Source organism: Variovorax sp. GW823-FHT04B03, from assembly GCF_058796495.1.
Window position 1 is genome coordinate 248,120 of sequence record NZ_JBXAIT010000006.1, and the last position, 22,087, is coordinate 270,206.

The following is a 22,087-nucleotide window of genomic DNA, read 5'->3' on the forward strand; positions in this document are numbered from 1 at the left end:
TGCTCGCCAATGGCACGCTGGCGGGTGAGACGCCGTGAACCGGGGCCCTTGGTGCCTTCGACAGGAATCGAACCTGTATCTGAGTCTTAGGAGGACCCCGTTCTATCCATTGAACTACGAAGACGGTGTGCGCCGCTGCTGCTGCAGCGCGGCCCGCACTTTACCAGCTTGGGGTGTCCCGGCCCTCAGTCGTACTTCACCGTATAGATCAGGTCCACCCCGCTCGTCTGCCCCGCCTGACCCCGCAGCGTGAGGCGCTTGGTCAGGTCGTAGAAGATGAAGAGGGTGCCGAAGGTGCCGCCCAGGCTGCGTTCGTAGGTGATGTAGAAGTCTTTGGACAACCGCTTGCCCAGCGTGACGGCCGACTCGCGCAGGTCGCCGCCGTTGCCGGGGCCCTTGAAGCCGAGTTCGTCCAGGCCGAAGCGGCTGGCCAGGCTGCCGCCGGTGGTGGTGCCGCCGATCTTGCCGAGCAGCGACAGGGCGGCCTGCTGCAAGAGGGCCGACTCGCCGCCGCTGGTGGCCGAGGCGCGGCCCAGGATGACCCATGACAGCGTTTCGGCGTCGGACAGCGCGGGCTCCGCATAGAGCTTCACGCGGGGCGACTGCGCGGAGCCGGTGATCTGCACGCCGGCGCGCTGCGCGATGTTCGGGCGGATGGCCAGGATGTCGAGCGCGGGGTTGTCGAAGGGGCCGTTGAAGCGCGCGATGCCGGTCTCGACGTCGAGCTGCTGGCCGTAGGCGCGGTACTGGCCCTTGACGGTCTTCACTTCGCCGGTGATGCGCGGCGGGGCGTCCAGGCGGGTGCTGCGGATCTCGAGTTCGCCCTCGAGCCGCGTGGTGATGCCGCGGCCCTGCACGGCGAAGTCGTCGCCGAGGTCGAAGGTGACGACGATGTCGGGCGGCTTGGCGGTCTGGGGCTTGGCGGCCTTGGCCGCCTGGGCGTCGGCCTTGGCGGACTCGCGCTGCGCGGCCTCGGCGGCGGCCTTGTCCTTGGCGGCCGAGCGCACGACGACGTCGCTGCCCAGGCTGGGCGCGGTCTCGTCGGGCAGGATGATGACGGCGCGGTCGGTCTTGAGCTTGCCGCGCACGTTGAACTGGCCGTCGTCCAGCCGCGCCTGCAGGTTGCCCGACAGCGACACCTGGCGGTCGGTGCGCACCAGCACGCGCAGGGCGCGCAGCTCGGCCTGCAGGGCCATGCGGATGCCGGTGCTGGTCGTGCTGTTGTTGCTGCCCCAGCTGAGGTCGCCGCGCGCGGTGAGCGAGCCGCCGTCGGTGCGCGCTTCGCTGGCGGCGGTGCTGCGGTTGCCGCTCTGGCCGCCGATGCGCGCGTTGCTGCCGGCGCCGCCCTTGAGCGTGAACTCGGTAATTTCCAGGCGGTCGCCGGTGAGCGAGGCGCGCAGTCGGCCGTCGCGCAGGTCGAGGCCTTCGACCGGGGCGCGCAGCGCGAGCTGGTCGGCGCCGAGCGTGCCGTTCCAGCGCGGCGCGGTGCGGCTGCCCGACAGGGTGGCGTTGGCGTCGAGCGTGCCGGCGATGCGCCAGCCGGGCGGCGCGAGCATGGACCACACGCCCAGGTTGGGCAGCGCGGCGCGCAGCGTGCCGTTCAGGGGCGCGTCGGGGGCCCATTGCCAGCCGCCGCTGCGCTGCTGCATGCGGGTGCCGAGTTCGGCGTCGAGGCAGCCGGCGCGTTCGCTGTCCCAGGCCAGGGTGGCGCGCACGGCGTCGCCTTGCGCGTCGAGCTGCAGTTCGGCGCGGCGCAGGCCGGCCGGGGTGGCGGTGACGTCGACGCCGTTGACCTCGTTCTTGCCGCTGGCCGAGCTCATGGTGCGTTCGCTCGCGGTGCCGGTTCCGGTGCTGGTGATGCGGGTGACGAGTGCGGCCTCGCCGGCCTGCACGCGGATGTCGCCGCTCTGGCGCGCGAGCCGGGCCTTGGCGCGCAGGGTGTCGCCGGCGTCGATGTCCCAGTCGCCGTTGAACAGCAGGTCGCCGCTGATGCCGAGTTCGCTCAGCGTGGCGTTGGCACCGAACACGCCGGCCCAGGCCATCGGCAGGCCCTGCATCTGGCCCTTGGACTGCAGGCGGAACACGCGGTTGGGCGCGGCGCCACTCTGGTTGAAGCGCAGCGGCTGCCAGTCGATGCGCACGGTGCCGGGCAGCGGGCCGCGCAGGGTGGCGTCGGCGGCGGAGGCTTCGACGTCGAGGCGGTTGTCGGCGGCGCGCACGGTGGCCGTGACTTCGCGGCCCAGTTCCAGCACCCAGGGGCCCTGGCCGGGGCGCGCGGTGGCGGTGTCCTGCGCTTGAAGCCGCAGGCTGGCGAGGGTGGCGCGCCACTGGTTGGCACTGGCGAGGCCGCCGCTGGCGCGGGTGTCGAGCGCCAGCTTCTGCGTGCCGGTGGTGGCTTCGCCCTTGAGCGTCAGCGTGGCCTGGGCGATGCTGCCGGCGAGGTCGGCTTGCAGTGCGCGCAATTGCACATTGGTGGCCGCGCCGCCGGGCTGGGCAGCGGGCAGGGTCAGATCGAGGCGCGGCACGGCGAGCGCGGCCTTGAGGCTGGGCTCGGCGTTGCCGCGCGCGGCAGCGCCGGGGTTCTCGATGCGGCGCTGCACGGTCTGCCAGCCGCCTTGCCAGCTGGCGTCGAGCCGGGCGCTGCCCTTGGCACTGGCGTTCGCGAACACAGCTGACAGGCCCGGCAGGCCTTGCACCCAGCGCTGCATGGCTTCGGCGTCGTCGATGCGTGCCTGGAGGTCGCCGCCGCCGGTGGTGGGCGCGATGCGGCCGTCGAGTTGCGCGCTGCCGCCCGGCAGCGAGAGGGCGAGCTTGCCGTTGGCGGCCTGCTCGGCCACGCGCACCTGCAGCTTGCCGTCGATGCTGGCGCGCATCGCTTCGACGCGCAGCGTGCGCAGGTCGAGCACCTGATCTTTCCATTGGCCCTGCGCCAGCGCGCGGTCCAGGCCGAAGCCGGGCAGCGCCTTGCTGCCGGCGCCGCCGTTGCCTTCGGCGCGAAGGGCCACATCGAAGACGAGGGTGTCGGAATCTTCGGCCTGCCGTGCGCTGATCTGCCCGCCGACGGGCGCACCCGACAGCTCGCTGTACAGCGCGCCGGGCCGCACGCCGCGCACGGTGGCGCGCACCTGCCAGGGCGAGGGCGCGGGGCTCCAGCTGCCTTCGGCGTCGATGCGGCCGCCGCCCGCGCGCACGGTGGCTTCGGGCACGGTCCAGGTCGTGCCGTCGAAGCCGACCTGGGCCTGGACCTGCTCGACTGGCAGTTTCTGTTCGTCCCACGGGCCGGCGACGGCGTTGCGGATGTCGGCCGAGGCCTTCCACGCGGCGGGGCCGGTGGCGGCATCGGGCGCGAGTTCGACGGTGCCGGTGAGCCGGGTCCGGGGCGCGCCGGGCCAGAGGCTGGCGGCGTCGACGTTGCGCAGGTCGGCCTTGGCGTCGACCACGGGCTGCGGCAGCCAGGGTGCGATCTGCGCGCGCAGCTTGGCTTCCATCGGCGCTTCGGCGTCGGGTTCGGTGGGCTGCAGGTCGGCGGCCACCTGCAGGCGCGCCTCGGGGCCGGCCAGCGTGCCCTTCACCGAGGCCTTGGCCTGCACCTCGATGTGGCGGTCTTCGGCGAGCGGGGCTTTCACGCGGCCGTCGAGCGTCGCGTCGAGCGCCATCGGCGCAGGGCCCTGCAGCCGCAGGCGGGCGCTGTAGTGGCCGTCGGCGATGTCGACGCCTTCGATGTTCAGCGCGTGCTGCGCGCCGAGGTAGCTGTAGCGGCCCGCGAGGCCTTTGGCTTCCAGCGCGGGCGGTCCGGCCCAGCGCACCTCGTCGATGCGGAAGGGCACCTCGGCCACTTCGACGGGCAGCGCGACCTGCGTGAGCGGCTCGGTCGGCGCGTCGCTGGGCGGGCCGCGGCGCTCGATCGACAGGCTCGCCGCGTGGATCTCGCCGAGCTGCACCTTGCGCTGGAACAGCGGGGCAAGCTGCCAGCCGAGCGTGGCGTCGTTCACCTCGACCGCGAGGCTCTCGCTTTGCCACTTGAGCCAGCCGATGCGCCCGCCGGTGCGCAGCGAGCCGGTGACGTCGCGGCTCTCGAGCGTCTGGCCCGCGGGCAGGCGCTGTGCGGCCTGGGCGAGCGCGAAGGCCAATGATTTGTTCGAGCCGAGCCACCACCACGTGCCTGCGGCGAGTAGCAGCACGACGAGCAACAGGCCCGTCAGCGTCCAGCCCAGCGCGCGCAGCACGCGGCGGGTGCGCGAGCGGGGACGGGGCGTGGCTGTGGTGGGCGTGGACGGCATGAAGCGGGTCAGAAGGTGAAGCCGAGACGGAAGTGCAGGCGGAATTTCTTCGAGTCGACGCCGTAGGCCAGGTCGGCCTGCACCGGGCCGACCGGGCTGCGCCAGCGCGCGCCGACGCCCACGCCGACCTTGGGCTTGAGCTCGCCGGGCTTGTCGGCCACGGCACCGGCATCCACGAACACCACGCTCTCCCATTCGGTGAGCTTGTCCTTGTAGACGAAGGGGCGCTGCCATTCGAGGCTGGCCACGCCGAGGTAGCGGCCCGACACAGTCTTGCCGTCGGCGCGCACGGTGCCGATCTGCTTGTAGCTGTAGCCGCGCACGGTGGTGTCGCCGCCGGTGAGGAACATCAGCGTGGACGGGATCTGCGCGCTGTCCTTGGCCGCGACGGCGCCGGCCTCCAGGCGCATCTGCAGCCGGCTGCGGCGCGCGCGGGCGTTCTTGTCCTCGGCCGCGCCCAGCGGCAGCACGCCGAGCCAGCGCGCGTAGGTGCGCGTGAAGGGCACCTGCTGGCCGGTGAGCGTGTAGCCCGCGGCCACCTCGAGCGCCAGGCCGTAGCCGCGCGAGGGCGCCGAGTTGTCGTCGAAGTAGCGCCCGGTCCAGCCCCAGTTGGCGGTGACGGCCGAGGCCGAGGGCGGCGCGTCGGTGCCGCGGTTGTGGGCGTAGTCGTACTGCAGGAAGTAGCTGCGATCGATGTGGTCGCTGGACTTGTTGCGCCCGCCGCGCAGGCGGCCGCTGTCGACCACGTAGCTGCCCGACTGCTCGCTCTTGAGTTCGCCGCCGGCGAACCAGCGCCAGCCGCGGTCGTCGGGCACGGCGTTCCACTCGGTGCCCAGCGACTGGATGTCGTTGTCCAGCGAGAGCCGCGACACCGCGCGCCAGCCGAGCAGCGGCATGCGGTTGTGGGTGTGGTCGATCGACAGGCGCGGGCCGTTGTCGGTGGTGAAGCCCACGCCCATCACCACTTTCTGCAGCGGCGCCTCGCGCAGCTGCGCGATCACGGGCGCGGCCAGCGGGGTGTGGCTGTCGGTGTCGAGCGTGAGGAACACCGAGTCGTAGTAGCCGCTGCTGGCCAGGCGCTGCTGGGCGTCGAGCAGCTTCTGCTGGTCGTAGTCGGTGCCGGTGGGCAGGCGCGCGATGCGGCGCGCGGCGTCGGCGTCGTAGCGCTCCACGCCGCGCAGCACCAGCGGGCCGAACTTGTAGGCCGGGCCCGACTGGTAGGTCACGCCGAGTCGGGCCTCGTGGCGGTCGGCGTCGATCTCGGCGCGGCTGATCTCCACGCTGCCGGTGGGAAAGCGCTTGGCCGTGAGGCTGCGCAGCGCGGTGGTCTTGGCGTCGTCCCATGCCCCTTGCGTGAAGGGCTCGCCGGCGCGCAGCGCCCAGCCGGTGCGGATGGCGTCGCGCTGCGCTTCGGCGCTGGGGTCGTTGGCGATCTGGCCGGCGTAGCGGATCTGCACGGTCGACACTTTGGTGCGCTCGCCGGGCGCCACGGTGATGACGACCTCGCGCGGGGCCTCGGTGCTGTCGGGTGTTTCGTTGAGTTCGAGCGTGAGCGTGGGCGTGAAGTAGCCCAGCGTGCCCAGCAGTTCGCGCGCATTGGCCTCGGCCGCGACCATGAGGCGCGAGACCTCGGTCACGCCCAGGTCGTCGAGCTCGCGGTAGCGCTGGATTTCGAGGTGGCGCGCCAGGTAGTCGCGCTCGGTCTCGGGGCCGCGCACGTCGACCGTGAAGGCGTTGCGCCGGCCGTCGGCCTTGGCCTTGTCGTCGTCCTTGGCGGTGTCTCCGTTGCTGTCGCCGCTGCGCACCACGCCCGCGGTGGACGCACCCGTGTCCGCCGCCTCTTTTTTAGGCAGCAGGCTGCAGCCTTGCAAAAGCAGGACGCCGGAAAAAAGCAAAGCCGGCCACAACGCCGGCGAAAGAACGGATGCCACCCTGACCATGGGGGCATTCTGACAGCACCCGTGTGGCGGCTGCCCCCCACTTGTGCGGGGCCGCGGGTTACTTGGACAGCATGCGCATCGCCTCTTCGAGGCCGCGCAACGTGAGCGGGTACATGCGGTTGGACATGAGCTGCTGCATCACCGCGATGCTCTGGCGGTACTGCCACACGCCCTGGGGCTCGGGGTTGATCCAGGCGAACTTGGGGAAGGTGTGCGTGAGGCGCTGGATCCACTCGGCGCCGGCCTCTTCGTTGTTGTATTCGACGCTGCCGCCAGGTTGCAAGATTTCGTAAGGACTCATCGTGGCGTCGCCCACGAAGATCAGCTTGTAGTCCTTGTTGTACTTGCGCAGGATGTCCCAGGTCGCGAACTTCTCGGAGAAGCGGCGCTTGTTGTTCTTCCACATGAAGTCGTAGACGCAGTTGTGGAAGTAGTAGAACTCCAGGTGCTTGAACTCGGTCTTCACGGCCGAGAACAGTTCTTCGACGCGCTGGATGTGCTCGTCCATCGTGCCGCCCACGTCCATCAAGAGCAGCACCTTGACGTTGTTGTGGCGCTCGGGCCGCATCTTGATGTCGAGGTAGCCGGCGTTGGCGGCGGTCGAGTGGATGGTGTTGTCCAGGTCCAGCTCTTCCTCGTGGCCTTCGCGCGCGAACTTGCGCAGGCGCCGCAACGCGACCTTGATGTTGCGCGTGCCCAGTTCCTGCGTGTCGTCGTAGTCCTTGTAGGCGCGCTGGTCCCACACCTTCACGGCGCTGCGGTTCTTGCCCGCGCCGCCGATGCGGATGCCCTGCGGGTTGTAGCCGCCGTTGCCGAAGGGCGAGGTGCCGCCGGTGCCGATCCACTTGCTGCCGCCTTCGTGGCGCTCCTTCTGCTCTTCGAAGCGCTTCTTGAGCGTTTCCATGAGCTCGTCCCAGCCCATCTTCTCGATCTTGGCTTTTTCTTCGGCGGTGAACTCGCGCTCCAGCGTCTTCTTGAGCCAGTCGAGCGGCACTTCCTTGGTGAAGTCGGTGAGCATCTCGACGCCCTTGAAGTAGGCGGCGAAGGCGCGATCGAACTTGTCGTAGTGCTTCTCGTCCTTCACGAGCGCGGTGCGCGAGAGGTAGTAGAAGTCGTCGATGCCGTAGGCGCCGTCGGAGTTCGGCCCCACCACGTCGGACTTGAGCGCCTCGAGCAGCGTGAGGTATTCCTTGACCGACACTGGCAGCTTGGCCGAACGCAGGGTGTAGAAGAAGTCGATGAGCATGGAGCGCTCCTTGTGTTTCGTTCAGCCGCGCGGCTTGTCGAGCAGGTACTGCAGCTGGGCCTTCACCTCGGGCCATTCGCCCGCGCGCAGGCTGTACATGACGGTGTCGCGGATGGTGCCGTCGCGGCGCATCACGTGGCCGCGGATCACGCCGTCTTTCTTCGCGCCCAGGCGCTCGATGGCGCGCTGCGAGGCGAAGTTGAAGTTGTCGGTGCGCCAGCCCACCACGTTGCAGCCCAGCGTGTCGAACGCGTGCGTGAGCATCAGCAGCTTGCAGGTGGTGTTGACGTGGGTGCGCTGGCAGCGCTCGGCGTACCAGGTGTAGCCGATCTCGACGCGCTTCACGCCCGGAAGGATGTCGTGAAAGCTCGTGCTGCCCAGCACGGTGCCGGTGGCTTCGTCGGTGACGGCGAAGGCGAAGCGGTCGGCCGTCTTCAGGGCGGTCTCGATGTAGGCACGCGTGTCCTGCGGCTCGGGCACGGAGGTGACGCGCAGCTTCCACAGCGCGCCATCGGCGGCCGCGGCGCGCAGGCCGTCTTCGTGGGTGAGTGCCAGCGGCACCAGCGCGAGGCCGCGGGCCTTCAGCGTGACGGGTTCGACGAACGCCATGTGCAAACTCTCCGTGTCTCCGTGCAGGTCTCGGGGGATCTGGGGCTCAGCCGCGCGGGTCGCCGTACTTGTGCACGTACCACGCGCGCGCGGCCTGCGCACCGGCGCCGCCGCCCAGGCCGATCAGCGCAATGCCGACGATCTCGCGCGTGCCGTACTTGCTGTCGGTGCCGAAGGCGTCGAGTCCGAGCAAGAGCCCGATCCCGCGCCCGATCAGCGCGCCCACCACGAACAGCACCGCCTGGGCGATGCCCAGCTTCATCAGCTGTCGGGTGGAATGCGGTTGCCGGCTCATGGCCTAGCGGTTGTTGCGTTGCATGAAGACGAGCTTCTCGAACAGGGTCACGTCCTGCTCGTTCTTGAGCAGCGCGCCCACCAGCGGCGGCACGGCGACCTTGTCGTCCTTGCTCTGCAGGGCTTCGAGCGGAATGTCTTCGGCCACCAGCAGCTTGAGCCAGTCGAGCAGCTCGGAGGTCGAGGGCTTCTTCTTCAGGCCGGGCAGGTTGCGCACGTCGTAGAAGGTCTTCATCGCGGACGTGAGCAGCTCCTGCTTCAGGCCCGGGAAATGCACGGCGACGATGTGTTTCATCGTCTCGGCATCGGGGAACTTGATGTAGTGGAAGAAGCAGCGGCGCAGGAAGGCGTCGGGCAGTTCCTTCTCGTTGTTCGAGGTGATGAACACCAGCGGACGGTGCTTGGCGCGGATGAGTTCGCGCGTCTCGTAGCAGTAGAACTCCATGCGGTCGATTTCGCGCAGCAGGTCGTTCGGGAATTCGATGTCGGCCTTGTCGATCTCGTCGATCAGCAGCGCGACCGGCTTGTCGGCCGTGAAGGCCTGCCACAGCACGCCCTTGACGATGTAGTTCTGGATGTCCTTGACGCGCTGGCCGCCGTCCACGTCGGCCAGCTGCGAGTCGCGCAGGCGGCTCACGGCGTCGTATTCATACAGGCCCTGTTGCGCCTTGGTGGTCGACTTGATGTGCCACTGCAGCAGCGGCATGTCGAGCGCTTGCGCCACTTCCTCGGCCAGCATGGTCTTGCCGGTGCCGGGCTCGCCCTTGACGAGCAGGGGGCGCTGGAGTGTGATGGCCGCATTGACCGCCAGCATCAGGTCCTGAGTGGCGACGTAGTTGTCTGAGCCCTTGAATTTCATGAGTGGAGCGGAGGCAGGGTGGAGAAAAGAACACACTCGATCTGCATTGCGCAGTCTCTTGTGCAGCCCGCGCGAGGTTCCCGTGGGACCCTTGCATATAATCGAATGTTGATTCGAAAAACTGTATCTCCACGAGATTGTGCGCGCAAAATGAACAAGTTGTTGACCACGATGTTTGCCCTTGCTGTCGCTTGCGTGACGGTCTCGGCCCAAGCCCAACAAGTCACTGGCAAGGCCCAGGACGGAGCCAAGAAGGTCCAGATGTGCGTGGGTTGCCACGGCATCATCGGCTACCAGGCGAGCTTCCCCGAGATCCACAAGGTGCCGATGATCGCGGGCCAGAGCGCCACCTACATCTCGGCCGCGCTCACCGCATACAAGGGCGGTGACCGCAAGCACCCGACGATGCGCGCCATCGCCGACAGCCTCACCGAACAGGACATCGCCGACCTCTCGGCCTACTACAGCCAGCTGGGCGTGAAGGAAGGCGATGCACCGCCGGCCGCACCGGCCAAGGCCGCGTCCGAGAACGTCCAGGCGCTCATCGCGCGCGACAAGGACAACAGCTGCACCAAGTGCCACGGCGCCAACTTCAACACGCCGAACGACGGCACCGTGCCCAAGCTGGCCGGCCAGCACGCCGACTACCTGTTCGTGGCGCTGAAGTCGTACCGTGTGAAGAACAACCCCCACCTGGGCCGTTCGAACGCCGTGATGGCCGCGCAGGTCGAACCCAAGAAGTTCACCAACGCCGAGCTGAAGACGCTGGCCACCTACATCAGCTCGCTGCCCGGCGAACTGAAGGTCGTGCCTGAATCGCGTCTGCATCACGCGCCCCAGTAAGCAGGGCCAGTCCGCAAGACTGGTGCTCCAAAGAAAAAGCCCGCTGATGCGGGCTTTTTTTCGTCCGGATTTTCCCGGGGGTCAGACGTCGAAGAAGGCCGTCTCGTCCGCGCCCTGCATGCGGATGTCGAAGCGGTACGTCACCGCGCCGCCTTGCTCCACGCGCTCGGCGATCAGCGTGTGGCGGCGATCGGCCGGCACGCTCTGCAGCACGGCGTCCTTCGCATTGGCCTCGGCCTCGTCGCTGAAGTACACGCGCGTGAAGGCATGCAGCAGCAGGCCGCGCATCAGCACGATCACGTTGATGTGCGGGGCTTCGCCGGGCGTTTCGGCGCCGGGCTTGACGGTGTGGAACACGAAGCGGTTCTGCGCGTCGGTGCCCGTGCCGACGCGGCCGAAGGCGCGAAAGCCCAGGGCGCGCGCCTCGTCGGGCGTCTGCGGGTAGCGGCCTTCGCCGTCGGGCTGGCTGATCTCGACCAGCGCGTCATTGATCGGGTTACCGTCGCCGTCGATCACGCGGCCTTCGAGGCGGATGCGCTGGCCGCTGGCGGTGTCCAGCGCCAGCACGGCGTCGAAGGGCTGGTTGAAGTTGTAGCCGTACTGCGTGGCGGTGAGGCCGTAGGCGAAGTAGGGGCCCACGGTCTGCGAGGGGGTCTGGCCGAAGTCGGCTTCCTGTGCGGTCATCAATGGCATGGGGAATTCCTTTCAGCGGTTCTCGAACGGCGTTTCATCGGCGCCGCGCAGCACCATGTCGAACTGGTAGCCCAGCGCGTAGCCTTCCTCGGTGATGTCGAGGCTGAAGTCGGCAATGAGGCGGTTGCGGTAGCGCTCGGGCGTGCCGGTGACCATCGGGTCGTACTGCAGCAGCGGGTCGCCAGGGAAATACATCTGCGTCACGAGGCGGCTGGCGAAGCTCTGGCCGAACAGCGACAGGTGGATGTGCTGCGGGCGCCAGGCGTTCGGGTGGTTGCCCCAGGGATACGCGCCGGGCTTGATGGTGAGGAAGCGGTAGCGGCCTTCGCTGTCGGTCAGGCAGCGGCCCGCGCCCAGGAAGTTGGGGTCCAGCGGGGCGTCGTGCTGGTCGACCTTGTGCACGTAGCGGCCCGAGGCGTTGGCCTGCCACAGCTCGACCAGCGTGTTGGCCACCGGACGGCGGCGCTCGTCGAGCACCTGGCCCGTGAGGATCATGCGTTCGCCCAGCGGCTCGCCGTTGACGCGCGCGTTGCGCGTGAGGTCGTGGTCGAACTCGCCGATGCTGTCGTGGCCGTACACCGGCTGCTGCAGCTCGCCGAGCGAGGCCTTCAGCGGAATGAGCGGCTTCTGCGGGCCGCGCTTGCCGGTCGACTTGTAGCCGGGGTAGATGTAGCTGGGATGGGCGTCCCAGTCGCGCGGGGTGAGGGTGGGCTGAACGCCGCTGGTCTTGGTCATGTACGTTGTCTCCTGTCGTGGGACGAATCCGAAGCCCGCACTGTAGAAGTCGCAATCAATGATGTAAATTGAAGATTGTTCCAGTTTCAATAACCAGAAGGCATTGAAAAATTCTCCCGCCGAGCTTCGCCAGGATTTCGTGCGCAACGTGCAGTTGAGGCACCTGCGCGCCTTCGTCGCGGTCGCGCAGGAGCGCCACCTGGCGCGCGCGGCCGAGCGGCTGGCGCTGAGCCAGCCGGCGGTGTCCAAGACGCTGTCGGAGCTCGAGGCCGTGGTCGGTACCCGGCTGGTGGAACGCAGCCAGGCCGGTCGCCGCGGCGTGCAGGGCCTCACGCCGGCGGGCGAACAGCTGCTGGCCCACGCCCTGCGCGTGCTCGAAGCGCTCGACGCCAGCGCCCAGGCCGTGGCGCCGGCCGCGGGCGGGCGCATCGAGCGCCTGCGCATCGGCGCCTTGCCGAGCGTGGCGCCCGCGTTGCTGCCGGTGGCGTTGGCGCGGCTGCGCGAGGGCTGGCCGGCGGTGCAGATCCTGGTGAAGAGCGCGGCCAACGCCGTGCTGCTCGACGAGCTGCGCGCCGGTGAACTCGATCTCGTGGTCGGCCGCATGAGCGATCCGCGTCTCATGGGCGGCCTGAGCTTCGAGCTGCTGCACACCGAGCCGCTGGTGTTCGCCGTGCGCGCCGGCCACCCGCTCGCGCTCAAGCCGGCGCCGGTGCAGGCGGTGCTCGACTATCCGCTGGTCGTGTACGGCGAGGGCACGATCCCGCGCCACAACACCGAGAGCTTTTTGTCGGCGCGCGGCCTCGCGCTGCCGCGCAATGCCCTGCAGACGCTGGACGTGGCGGTGGCGCGCGCGCTGGTGGCGGTGTCGGATGCGGTGTGGATCACGCCGTTGGGCGCTGCCCGCAGCGAGCTGGCCGACGGCCGCCTGGTGCGGCTACCGATCGACACCACCGGCACCGAGGAGCCGGTCGGCCTCCTGCAGCGCAGCGAGGCCGAGCCGTCGCCGCTGCGCGCCGCGATGGCGGGGCTGCTGCGCGAAGCGGCGAAGGCGCAGGGGGCGTTGCCGGCGCGAAAGGGAACCACCCCGCGCGCGACCGGCTGACAGTTCGTCAGTCCTTCGTTGCGCGACGCTGCACGCAGGCCACATAGCCATCGCCGTCCGGCGGGCGCCCCGCGCGCTGGCTCTCCCACATCATCTGGCCCAGGCAATCCATCGCCTCGTGGTGCGCATGCAGCAGCGAGCCGCGGCGCGCGGCCAGCAGTTCGACGGCCTGGCGGATGCCGCGCGGCTGGTCGATGGAGCATTGCTCGCTGATCGACAGGTGCATCGACAGATGCAGGAACGGGTTCTCGCGGCCGTTCGATCCGTCGTAGACCCGCGCCACCGCCGCATCGGCGTCGACCAGGTCCTCGTGGTACTCGGGGTGCTCGTCGATCCAGCCGGCCGCGATGGTCTCCAGCGGCTCCATCGGCAGGCCCTGCCGGTGCTTGGCGTACACGTCGCAGAAGAAGCGGCGCACGTCTTCCTGGGAGGGATTGAACATATATAGAAGAGAGAAGAAGGAAAGAGAAAAAGCGGGTGGCGCGGCGTGGGCGCCAGGGCTGTGGAAAGTGCGCGCGACATGCCCGGCGTTCCGGGTACGAGGCGTTACATCGTTACGTAACGAATCGCGAATTGACCTCCTTACGGGCTGTTTCGGAGGTCGGTGCGCTGCGCGGTTTTCAGAAAAATATCCATACAAATCAATCACTTGAAGCGCCGATGGCGCGGCGTTGGCACGGCGGCGGAAAAGCGGCACGCAAGTTGCCCCTGTAGATGCATCTTTTGTCACAGAGGCTGCCATGACCGCTCCACAAGCATCGACCGTTTCGACCGAAGGGCTCGCCGCCACTGGCGCGCCCGTGGTTCTCGCCCAAGCCACCGTCACGCCGCTCGGCACGCCGGGCATCAGCGCCGGCGCCTCCGCCGCGCCTGCGGCCGTGGCGTCGCCCAGCGTGGGCACATTGTCCAATGCTACGCCCGGCGTTGCAGTGATGCGCGAGGGTGTCCGCATTCCGGTGGACGGCAATCAGACCCTGATGGCCGGCGACCGCGTGATCGTGCCGGACGGCGGCCAGGCCAACGTGCTGTTCCCCGGATCGGCCTCCAACAAGGCGCCGCTGGCCGGCGTCTTCACCGGTGGCACCGATGCGACCATCGGCTCGACCAAGCTGCCCGGCGGCCTCGAACAAGTGAATGTGGACGTCGCCTCGGGCGACCTGCAGGTGACCCCGCCGGACAGCGACGCCGATGCGGCCGCTCTGGCAGTGACCAAGAAGACCGCGGCCGGCAGCGGCATCGGCCTCGGTGAATTCGCCCTGGGCGCCCTGGGCGCCGCGGCGCTGGGTGCTGCACTGAGCGGCGGTGGCGGCGACGGTGGCACCACCGGTTTCCCGCTGTTCGTGGGCGGCCCGGGCGGTGAGTCCGATGCGGACGCTGATTCGGATTCGGATTCCGACTCGGACTCTGACAGCGACTCGGATTCGGACAGCGACTCGGATTCGGACAGCGACTCTGACTCGGATTCGGATTCGGATTCGGATTCGGATTCGGATAGCGACTCGGATTCCGATTCGGACTCGGACAGCGATTCGGACTCTGACTCCGACTCGGACAGCGACTCCGACAGCGATAGCGACTCGGATTCGGACAGCGACTCTGATTCGGACTCTGACTCGGATTCGGATTCGGATTCGGACAGCGACTCTGACTCCGACTCGGATAGCGACTCTGATTCCGACTCGGACAGTGACTCGGATTCAGACTCTGACTCGGACAGCGACTCTGATTCGGACTCGGATAGCGACTCCGACTCCGACTCTGACAGCGACTCCGACGCAGACGCCGACCACCTCCTCGACCCAGCCGACGGCATCGTGGGTGGCGTGGTCGACGGCCTGGATGACGCGCTCGGCCTTGGTGGCTCGCTGACCCCGGTGGCGGGGGTGGTGGATGACCTGACCGACGTCGTCGACGACGTGCTCGCTCCGCTGCTCGGCGAAGAGTTCCAGGCCAACAACCCGAACCAGCTCGACCCGATCGACGACACCGTTGGCAGCATCACCGACCCGCTCGGCGAAGCGCTGAGCCCGGTGCTCGATCCGCTGCTCGGTGCCGGCGCCGCCGGTGCCATCCTGGACGGCCTGCTCGGCCAGGTCGACTACGTGACCGACGCGCTCAACAACGGGCTCGAGAACCTCGTCGGCGACAACGGCATCGTCAGCGGCCTCACCGACGCGCTCGGCCTGGGCGCTGTCACCGACCAGCTGCTGGGCGACGACGGCGCGCTCGGCGGCCTGCTCGAGAACGTGCTCGGCGAAGGCAGCCTCGTGGCCGGCGTGCTGGCCGAAGACGGCCTGGTCGGTGGCCTGCTGGCACCGGACGGCCTGGTCGGTGGCCTGCTGGGTGAAGACACCGCCGTCGGTGGCCTGCTCGACACCGTGCTCGGCGAAGACGGCCTCGTCGGCGGCCTGCTCGGCGACGGCGCCGTCGGCAACCTGACCGGCGGCCTGCTCGGCGCGGACGGCCTGCTGGGCGGTCTGCTCGGCGACGACGGCGCGATCGGCGGCCTGCTGGGCGACAACGGCCTCGTGGGCGGCCTGCTCGGCGGCGACGGCGCACTGGCCGGCCTGGCTGGCTCGGAAGGCCTCACCGGCGAACTGCTCGGCCAGGGCGGCCTCATCGACAACCTGCTCGGCCAGGACGGCGCGATCTCCGGCCTGCTCGCCGACAGCCCGCTGGGCGGCCTGCTCGGCGGCGACGACGGCCTGCTGGGCGGCGTGCTCGGTGGTGTCATCGGCGAAGGCGGCCCCATCGGCGGCCTGCTCGGCAACGACGGCCTCGTCGGCGGCCTGCTGAGCGACGACGGCTTGCTGGGCGGTGTGCTCGGCAGCGACGGCCCGTTGGGCGGCCTGCTGGGTGACGACGGCCTGGTCGGTGGCCTGCTCGGCGATGCCGGCCCCATCGGCGGCCTGCTCGGCGGCGACGGCGTGCTGGGCGGCGTGCTCGGCGACAACGGCCTGGTCGGCGGTCTGCTCGGCGGCACCGGCCCCATCGGTGGCCTGCTCGGTGACGACGGCCTGCTCGGCGGCCTGCTGGGCGACAACGGCCCGTTGGGTGGCCTGCTCGGCGGCGACGGTGTCGGCGGCCTGCTCGGACCGGACGGCGTGGTCGGTGGCCTGCTGGGCGAAGACGGCCCCGTGGGCGGCCTGCTCGGTGAAGAAGGCCTCGTCGGCGGTCTGCTGGGCGGCGTGCTCGGCGGCATCGGCGGTGGCGGCACCCCCGGCACCGGCGCGGCCCTGCTCGACCCGGCCGACAGCGTGGTGGCCGGGCTGGTGAACGGCCTGAACAACGGCGTGCTCGGCGACCTCGGCCTGGGCGACGTGCTGGCCCCGGTCTCGCAACTGACCGACAGCCTGACCGACACGGTCGACGGCCTGCTGGCCCCGGTGCTCGGTTCCAGCTTCACGCCGAACGACCCGAACGTGCTCGACCCGGCCGACAGCCTCGTCGACGACGTGACGGACGGCGTGGGCGGCCTGGTCAGCCCGGTGGTCGACCAGTTGCTCGGCGCCGGCGCGACGAACGGCCTGCTGAACGCGGTGGACACGCAGGTCGACTTCGTGACCGACGGCGTGGCCAACCTGATCGGTGGCGATGGCCTGCTGGGTGGCGTGCTGGGTGGCGACGGCGGCCTGCTGGGCGGTGTCCTCGGCGGCGACGGTGGCCTGCTCGGCGGCGTGCTGGGTGATGACGGCCTGCTGGGCGGCTTGCTCGGCGGCGAAGGCGGTCTGCTGGGTGGCGTGCTCGGCGAGGGCGGCCTCCTGGGTGGTGTCCTCGGCGGCGAAGGTGGCCTGCTCGGCGGCGTGCTGGGTGATGACGGTCTGCTGGGCGGCTTGCTCGGCGGTGAAGGCGGTCTGCTCGGTGGCGTGCTGGGTGACGACGGCCTCCTGGGTGGCGTCCTCGGCGGTGAAGGTGGTCTGCTTGGCGGCGTGTTGGGTGACGACGGCCTGCTGGGCGGCTTGCTCGGCGGTGACGGTGGTCTGCTCGGCGGTGTGCTGGGTGACGACGGCCTCCTGGGCGGTGTCCTCGGCGGCGACGGTGGTCTGCTCGGCGGTGTGCTGGGTGACGACGGCCTTCTGGGTGGCGTCCTCGGTGGCGACGGCGGCCTGCTCGGCGGCATCCTCGGCGACGACGGCCTTCTGGGTGGTGTCCTCGGCGGCGACGGTGGTCTGCTCGGCGGTGTGCTGGGCGACGACGGCCTCCTGGGCGGCGTCCTCGGCGGTGACGGTGGGCTGCTCGGTGGCGTGCTGGGTGATGACGGCCTCCTGGGTGGCGTCCTCGGCGGCGACGGTGGCCTGCTCGGCGGCATCCTCGGCGACGACGGCCTTCTGGGTGGCGTCCTCGGCGGTGACGGTGGCCTGCTCGGCGGCGTGCTGGGTGATGACGGCCTCCTGGGCGGCGTCCTCGGTGGCGACGGCGGCTTGCTCGGCGGGATCCTCGGCGACGACGGCCTGCTCGGTGGTGTCCTCGGCGGCGTGACCGGCGGCGACGCTGGCGGCCTGCTCGACGGCATCCTCGGTGACGACGGCCTGCTGGGCGGTGTCCTCGGCGGCGTGACCGGCGGCGACGCTGGCGGCCTGCTCGACGGCATCCTCGGCGACGACGGCCTGCTCGGTGGTGTCCTCGGCGGCGTGACCGGCGGCGACGCTGGCGGGCTGCTCGACGGCATCCTCGGTGACGACGGCCTGCTGGGCGGTGTCCTCGGCGGTGTGACCGGTGGCGACGCCGGTGGCCTGCTCGACGGCGTCCTCGGTGACGACGGCCTGCTGGGCGGTGTCCTCGGCGGTGTGACCGGCGGCGACGCCGGTGGCCTGCTCGACGGCGTCCTCGGTGACGACGGCCTGCTGGGCGGTGTCCTCGGCGGTGTGACCGGCGGCGACGCCGGTGGCCTGCTCGACGGCGTGCTGGGCGACGACGGCCTGCTCGGTGGGGTCCTCGGCGGTGACGGCGGCCTCCTGGGCGGCGTGCTCGGCGGCGGCGAAGGCGGTCTGCTCGGTGGCGTCCTCGGTGACGACGGCCTGGTCGGCAGCCTGCTCGGTGCCGATGGCCTCGTGGGCGGCCTGCTCGGCGGCCTGACGGGTGGCGCCGAACCGGTGGCCGGCATCCTGGAACCGGTGACGAGCATCCTCGACGGCTCGGCCGGCTCGGTGGTCTCGACGGTGGTCGAAACCGTGACCAACGCAGTCGAACCGGTGACCGACATCCTCGCCGGCACGCCGGCAGCCCCGGTGGCCGCGGTCGTGACCGGTGTGCTGGACACCGTCGAACACACGGTGGCCCCGGTGCTCGACAACGTGCTCACCCCGATCACCAGCCTGCTCGACCAGAGCCCGGCCGGCGGTGCCCTGGCACCCGTGACGAACATCCTGCACGGCCTGCTGGGCTGATCCAAGGACACGAAGAAGGAGGAAGGGAAACCTCGATAGCAAGCAGACAGGGACGGGCCGTCAGCGGCCCGTCCCGCGAAAGGACCGTCATGAACAAGAATTTCCGGATACTGGCCCTCGTGGCAATGGGCGCAAGCCTCGCTGCCTGCGGTGTGCCGCCCAAGGGCGGTCGCGACGACGCGACCTACTACTACTCCAACAAGAGCGTGCGCGAAGTGCCCAAGGTGGAGCCGGCACCCCCGCCGCCGCCGCCGAACACACCGGCCAAGATCGTCTACTTCGACTTCGACCGGTACGACGTCAGAACGGGCGACCGCAGCATCGTCGAGGCGCACGCGGGCTACATGCGCAACCGGCCGGCGAGCCGGGTCGTGATCGAAGGCCACACCGACCTGCGCGGCGGCCGCGAGTACAACCTCGCGCTCGGCCAGCGCCGCGCCGAGGCTGTGCAGCGCATGCTCACGCAGATGGGCGTGCCGGGCGAACGCATCGAAGCCGTCAGCTGGGGCATTGAAAAGCCCGCATCGCTTGCCACCACCGAGGAGGGCCATCAGCTCAATCGTCGCGCCGAGTTCAGCTACCGCTGAATCGGGAGCACGCGATGATTTCACGGGCGGCTTCCGGTCCGCGATCACGTCATTCAAGCGAGAGCAGATGACGGACGCGACCGGCCTTCGCCCGCATTCGACCGGGGCCGAATGATGTCCTTCTCAGACCAGCTCCACGCCTGCCACGAGCGCCTGGTGTCCGTGTGCGCGGCGTTGCCTGCCCCGTACCCGGCCTTCACGCTCTTCTTCTCGGTGAGCGACGGCTCCCAGCGTGCGCACGTCGTGCATGCGCGGGCCGACGACTTCGAGACCGCCTGGCGCGAAGGCGCCGACCTCGTCGAGCGATGGGTGCGCGAGCGCGGCATCGTCTCGCCCTGGCTGCGCATCGATTGGGTCGAGGGCGCCAGTCCCATGGACTGGACGCAGTTCAAGACCCAGCTCACCGCGGTCAAGCGCAACTACTTCCGGCTCGGCCTGGCCTTCGACCAGGACTTCGGCTTCGCCTTCACCGAGCAGGAACTCAACGCCAACGCCATGCTGTGCGGCGATTCGACCATCGCGCATTCGGTGGTGAACGTGCGCAACTTCGACGTCTATGCGCAGGCCCGCTTCGAGCGCACGCTGCCGCTGGAAGAGTCGTCGGAGCGCACCGTGTACCTGCTGGCCACGGTCGGCGTGTTCTGCCAGCCCGACGGCGTGGTGCACAAGCTCGTGGGCACGGGGCTCGACGCGGGCCGCCGCCAGCTGCCGGCGCTCAACCCGCAGGCGGTGCTCGAGCTGGTGCGCAGCGGCTCGTCGTACCTGGCGCGCCAGATGCAAAGCGACGGCCTGTTCGTGTACGGCTACTTCCCGTGCTTCGACCGCCGCATCCCGACCTACGACGCGATGCGCCACGCGGGCACCGTGCATGCCATGCTCGAGGCCTGGGAGCTCACGCGCGACGACACGCTGCGCGCGGCCATCGACCGCGCCATCGACCACCTCACCGACGCGCTGATCCGCGACTACACGCTGCCCGACGGCCGCGAGGTGGCCTACCTGGTCGACACCGGCGGCGAGATCCGACTGGGCGGCAACGCGGCCTGCGTGCGCATGTTCGTGCGCTACTGCGAGCTGATGGAAACGCGCCACTGGCTGCCGCTGCTGGAGAAGCTCGCGCTGGGCATCGTGGCGCTGCAGGACCCGGCCAGCGGGCGCTTCGACCACGTGCTGCACGCGGCTGACCTGTCGCTCAAGCAGGCCTCGCGCGTCATCTTCTACGACGGCGAAGCGGCCTTCGGCCTCATGCGCCTGTACGGCCTCACGCGCGATCCGCGCTGGCTGGCCGCGGTCGAGAAAGCCTTCGACCACTTCATTGCGAGCCAGCACTGGCAGTCGCACGACCACTGGCTCAGCGGCTGCGTGAACGAGCTCACGCAGTGGAGCCCGCAGGAGCGCTACTTCCGCTTCGGGCTGCAGAACGTGGCGGGCTACCTGGACTTCGTGCTCGACCGCAAGACCACCTTTCCCACGCTGCTCAGCCTCATGCTGGCGGCGCAGCAGATGCTGCAGCGGCTGGAGAGCATGCCCGCCATGCGGCACCTGCTCGACGAGCTGGACACCGAGAAGTTCTACCGCGCGCTCGACTACCGCGCGCACTACCTGCTCAACGGCTTCTTCTGGCCCGAGATGGCGATGTACTTCCGCCGGCCGTCCACGGTCGTCGGCGCCTTCTTCGTGCGGCACCACTCGTTCCGCGTGCGCATCGACGACGTCGAGCAGTACGTGACGGGCTTCGCGGCCTACCACCGCTACCTGCTCGACCGGCGCAGCCAGCCCGGCGGCGCGGGCCCCGGCGGCGGTGGTGGTGGCGTGCGCGACGACGGCGCGGTCTGGACGGCCAGCGAGATGGCGCGCGTGACCGGCGGCGAGTGGGTGGTCAAGCCCGAAGACGGCTGGCGCGCCACCGGCGTGACCCAGCGCACCTTCATGCGCAAGGGCCGCGTCGTGTTCGAACACCAGGCCCGGCCCTCGAAGACGCCGCTGGCCGCCGTCACGCTCAAGGGCGTGCTGCAGCCGGCCGCGGCCGTGCTGTGCACCGACCCCAAGCCGCACCTGGACAAGCGCGTGCCCGTGCTGCAGGTGCCCAACGTGCTGCAGGCCGTGCTCGAGCTGGGCGACCACGCGCGCACCGAGTTCACCGGCCGCGTGTGCGGCGTGCTGGGCAGCGGCGCGGGCAGCAGCACCGTGGCCGCCATGCTGGCCGGCGCGCTCACCGTGTGGGGCGAGGTGGCGCAGCCCGAAGGCAACATCAGCCTGCCGTCGGGCATCGCATGGAACCTCACCTGCATGCCGCGCCATGCCGCGTACTGGGTGCTCGAAATGGGGACCTCGCACATGCCGGCCTCGGCGCAGCTGATGCGGCCGTCGCTCATCGTGGTGACGGGGCTGTCGGCCGCGTCGCAGAAACACCGCGGCCCGTCGGAGGCCGCCGCGCGGCTCGATTGCCGCATGTTCCAGGCCATGGCTGCGGGCGACCGCGTGGTGCTCAACCGCGACATGCCCGAGTTCGCCACCTTCGCCGAAGCCGCGATGGCGCACCAGCTGCAGATCGTGACGTACGGCGAGCACAAGGACGCCGACGTGCGCCTGCTCGCTTTCGACCACGGCGAGGTGCAGGCCGAGGTGGCCGGCGAGCCCTTCCAGCTGCGCCTGAACGCGCCGGGCCGCCACATGGGCGCGAGTGCAGTAGCCGCGCTGGCCGCGCTGCAGGCGCTGCGCCTGCCGCTGGCCGCGGCCGTCGAACCCTTTGCGCACTTCGAGCCGCCGGGCGGACGCGGTGCGCTGCACACCATTCACATCGGCGGCGGGAGCTTCAAGCTGATCGATGAAACCTACGACGCCAACCCGAGTTCGATGCGGGCGGCGCTTGAGTTGCTGTCACAAGCCCCCTGCGAGCCTGCGCGCCGGGTGGCCATCCTGGGCGACATGCAGGAGCTGGGGCCCGCGGCGCAACGCCATCACCTCGATCTGGAGGCCGAGTTGCTGGCGTCGCAACCTGACCGCGTGCTCCTGTGCGGACCTTTGATGCGGGCGCTTCACACGCGCATCCGCACCAAGGTCCGCTCCCATTGGTTTGTCGATGTGTCCGACCTCTCCACCGCACTCGGCGGGCTGCTGCAACCAGGCGACTGGGTGCTGGCGAAAAGCTCCGCGGGTGTCGGTCTTTCCCGGCTGGCCCGGGTCTTGAAAGCACTGCCATGAGATGGAACGCATTGGTCCACATCCCCTATGAATCCGAACGCGAGGTACCCCCGCGGCGCTGGTGGCTGGGCTGGCTGCAGCTGCTGTGCGCCTGGGTGCTGCTCATGCTGCTGTGCGCCAACATCGCCCTCGTTTTTGCCGAAGGCCTGCCGGGCTCGTCCGGCCGCACCGCGACCCACAGCCATGCCCACAAAACGATGAATTGCACGCTCAGGGAAAACGCCGCGCCGCAAGGAGCGCGCGGCGCGGAAACGACCGGTCCGGCGCAGGTTCGCACCCACCGATGCTGAGAGGCGTCAGAGGCGAAT

The 22,087-nt window shown here is 69.8% G+C and carries 15 protein-coding genes and 1 tRNA gene; 6 read left to right on the plus strand and 10 right to left on the minus strand.

All coding sequences use genetic code 11. From position 1 onward, the window contains the following. Positions 1-49: 49 nt before the first annotated feature. The 7 genes from AC1RAD_RS25120 to AC1RAD_RS25150 all read right to left on the minus strand — a co-directional run bounded on the left by AC1RAD_RS25120 (position 50) and on the right by AC1RAD_RS25150 (position 9,228). Positions 50-124, minus strand: a tRNA-Arg gene (locus AC1RAD_RS25120). 61 nt (positions 125-185) lie between these two features. Continuing rightward, positions 186-4,280, minus strand: coding sequence for a translocation/assembly module TamB domain-containing protein (locus tag AC1RAD_RS25125; RefSeq protein WP_492737816.1), 4,095 nt, complete (start codon positions 4,278-4,280; stop codon positions 186-188). 8 nt (positions 4,281-4,288) lie between these two features. After that, the gene (locus tag AC1RAD_RS25130) at positions 4,289-6,220 is read right to left on the minus strand and encodes an autotransporter assembly complex protein TamA (RefSeq protein WP_492737818.1); all 1,932 of its coding nucleotides are present in this window, start codon (positions 6,218-6,220) and stop codon (positions 4,289-4,291) included. A gap of 58 nt (positions 6,221-6,278) precedes the next feature. Beyond that, positions 6,279-7,466: a vWA domain-containing protein gene (locus tag AC1RAD_RS25135; protein WP_062482585.1), complete on the minus strand. Its 1,188-nt coding sequence runs from the start codon at positions 7,464-7,466 to the stop codon at positions 6,279-6,281. 21 nt (positions 7,467-7,487) lie between these two features. Then, positions 7,488-8,075 (minus strand): GNAT family N-acetyltransferase, encoded by a 588-nt coding sequence (locus tag AC1RAD_RS25140; protein ID WP_159279305.1) that lies wholly within the window; start codon positions 8,073-8,075, stop codon positions 7,488-7,490. Positions 8,076-8,121: 46 nt separating this feature from the next. Continuing rightward, positions 8,122-8,370: a hypothetical protein gene (locus AC1RAD_RS25145; RefSeq protein ID WP_159279304.1), complete on the minus strand. Its 249-nt coding sequence runs from the start codon at positions 8,368-8,370 to the stop codon at positions 8,122-8,124. Between the two features lie 3 nt (positions 8,371-8,373). After that, complete coding sequence (locus tag AC1RAD_RS25150; RefSeq protein ID WP_095746764.1) at positions 8,374-9,228, minus strand: AAA family ATPase; 855 nt, start codon at positions 9,226-9,228, stop codon at positions 8,374-8,376. Positions 9,229-9,378: 150 nt separating this feature from the next. Between AC1RAD_RS25150 and AC1RAD_RS25155 the strand changes: the two genes are divergently transcribed. Continuing rightward, complete coding sequence (locus AC1RAD_RS25155) at positions 9,379-10,071, plus strand: c-type cytochrome (RefSeq protein WP_095948066.1); 693 nt, start codon at positions 9,379-9,381, stop codon at positions 10,069-10,071. Positions 10,072-10,152: 81 nt separating this feature from the next. Here the strand turns inward: AC1RAD_RS25155 and pcaG are convergent, their stop codons facing one another. Together pcaG and pcaH are read right to left on the minus strand one after the other, a co-directional pair. Then, a complete protein-coding gene (pcaG, locus tag AC1RAD_RS25160; RefSeq protein WP_159279303.1) occupies positions 10,153-10,764 on the minus strand; it encodes a protocatechuate 3,4-dioxygenase subunit alpha in 612 nt (203 codons plus the stop codon). 12 nt (positions 10,765-10,776) lie between these two features. Then, positions 10,777-11,499: a protocatechuate 3,4-dioxygenase subunit beta gene (gene pcaH / locus AC1RAD_RS25165; RefSeq protein ID WP_062482599.1), complete on the minus strand. Its 723-nt coding sequence runs from the start codon at positions 11,497-11,499 to the stop codon at positions 10,777-10,779. Positions 11,500-11,602: 103 nt separating this feature from the next. Between pcaH and AC1RAD_RS25170 the strand changes: the two genes are divergently transcribed. Then, positions 11,603-12,601 carry a LysR substrate-binding domain-containing protein gene (locus AC1RAD_RS25170; RefSeq protein WP_492737820.1) on the plus strand — a complete coding sequence of 333 codons (999 nt, stop codon included), beginning with the start codon at positions 11,603-11,605 and terminating at the stop codon, positions 12,599-12,601. Between the two features lie 7 nt (positions 12,602-12,608). Here the strand turns inward: AC1RAD_RS25170 and AC1RAD_RS25175 are convergent, their stop codons facing one another. Further along, positions 12,609-13,043: a DUF1841 family protein gene (locus AC1RAD_RS25175; protein ID WP_492730930.1), complete on the minus strand. Its 435-nt coding sequence runs from the start codon at positions 13,041-13,043 to the stop codon at positions 12,609-12,611. Positions 13,044-13,341: 298 nt separating this feature from the next. Here AC1RAD_RS25175 and AC1RAD_RS25180 point away from each other — a divergent pair, with 298 nt between their 5' ends. The 4 genes from AC1RAD_RS25180 to AC1RAD_RS25195 all read left to right on the plus strand — a co-directional run bounded on the left by AC1RAD_RS25180 (position 13,342) and on the right by AC1RAD_RS25195 (position 22,069). Then, positions 13,342-17,988, plus strand: coding sequence for a hypothetical protein (locus tag AC1RAD_RS25180; protein WP_492737822.1), 4,647 nt, complete (start codon positions 13,342-13,344; stop codon positions 17,986-17,988). 89 nt (positions 17,989-18,077) lie between these two features. After that, a complete protein-coding gene (locus AC1RAD_RS25185; RefSeq protein WP_062479666.1) occupies positions 18,078-18,575 on the plus strand; it encodes an OmpA family protein in 498 nt (165 codons plus the stop codon). Positions 18,576-18,686: 111 nt separating this feature from the next. Next, a complete protein-coding gene (locus AC1RAD_RS25190) occupies positions 18,687-21,779 on the plus strand; it encodes a glutamate ligase domain-containing protein (protein WP_492737824.1) in 3,093 nt (1,030 codons plus the stop codon). A gap of 11 nt (positions 21,780-21,790) precedes the next feature. Next, on the plus strand, positions 21,791-22,069 hold the full coding sequence (locus AC1RAD_RS25195; protein ID WP_492737826.1) for a hypothetical protein: 279 nt from the start codon (positions 21,791-21,793) through the stop codon (positions 22,067-22,069). The last annotated feature ends 18 nt before the right edge of the window (positions 22,070-22,087 follow it).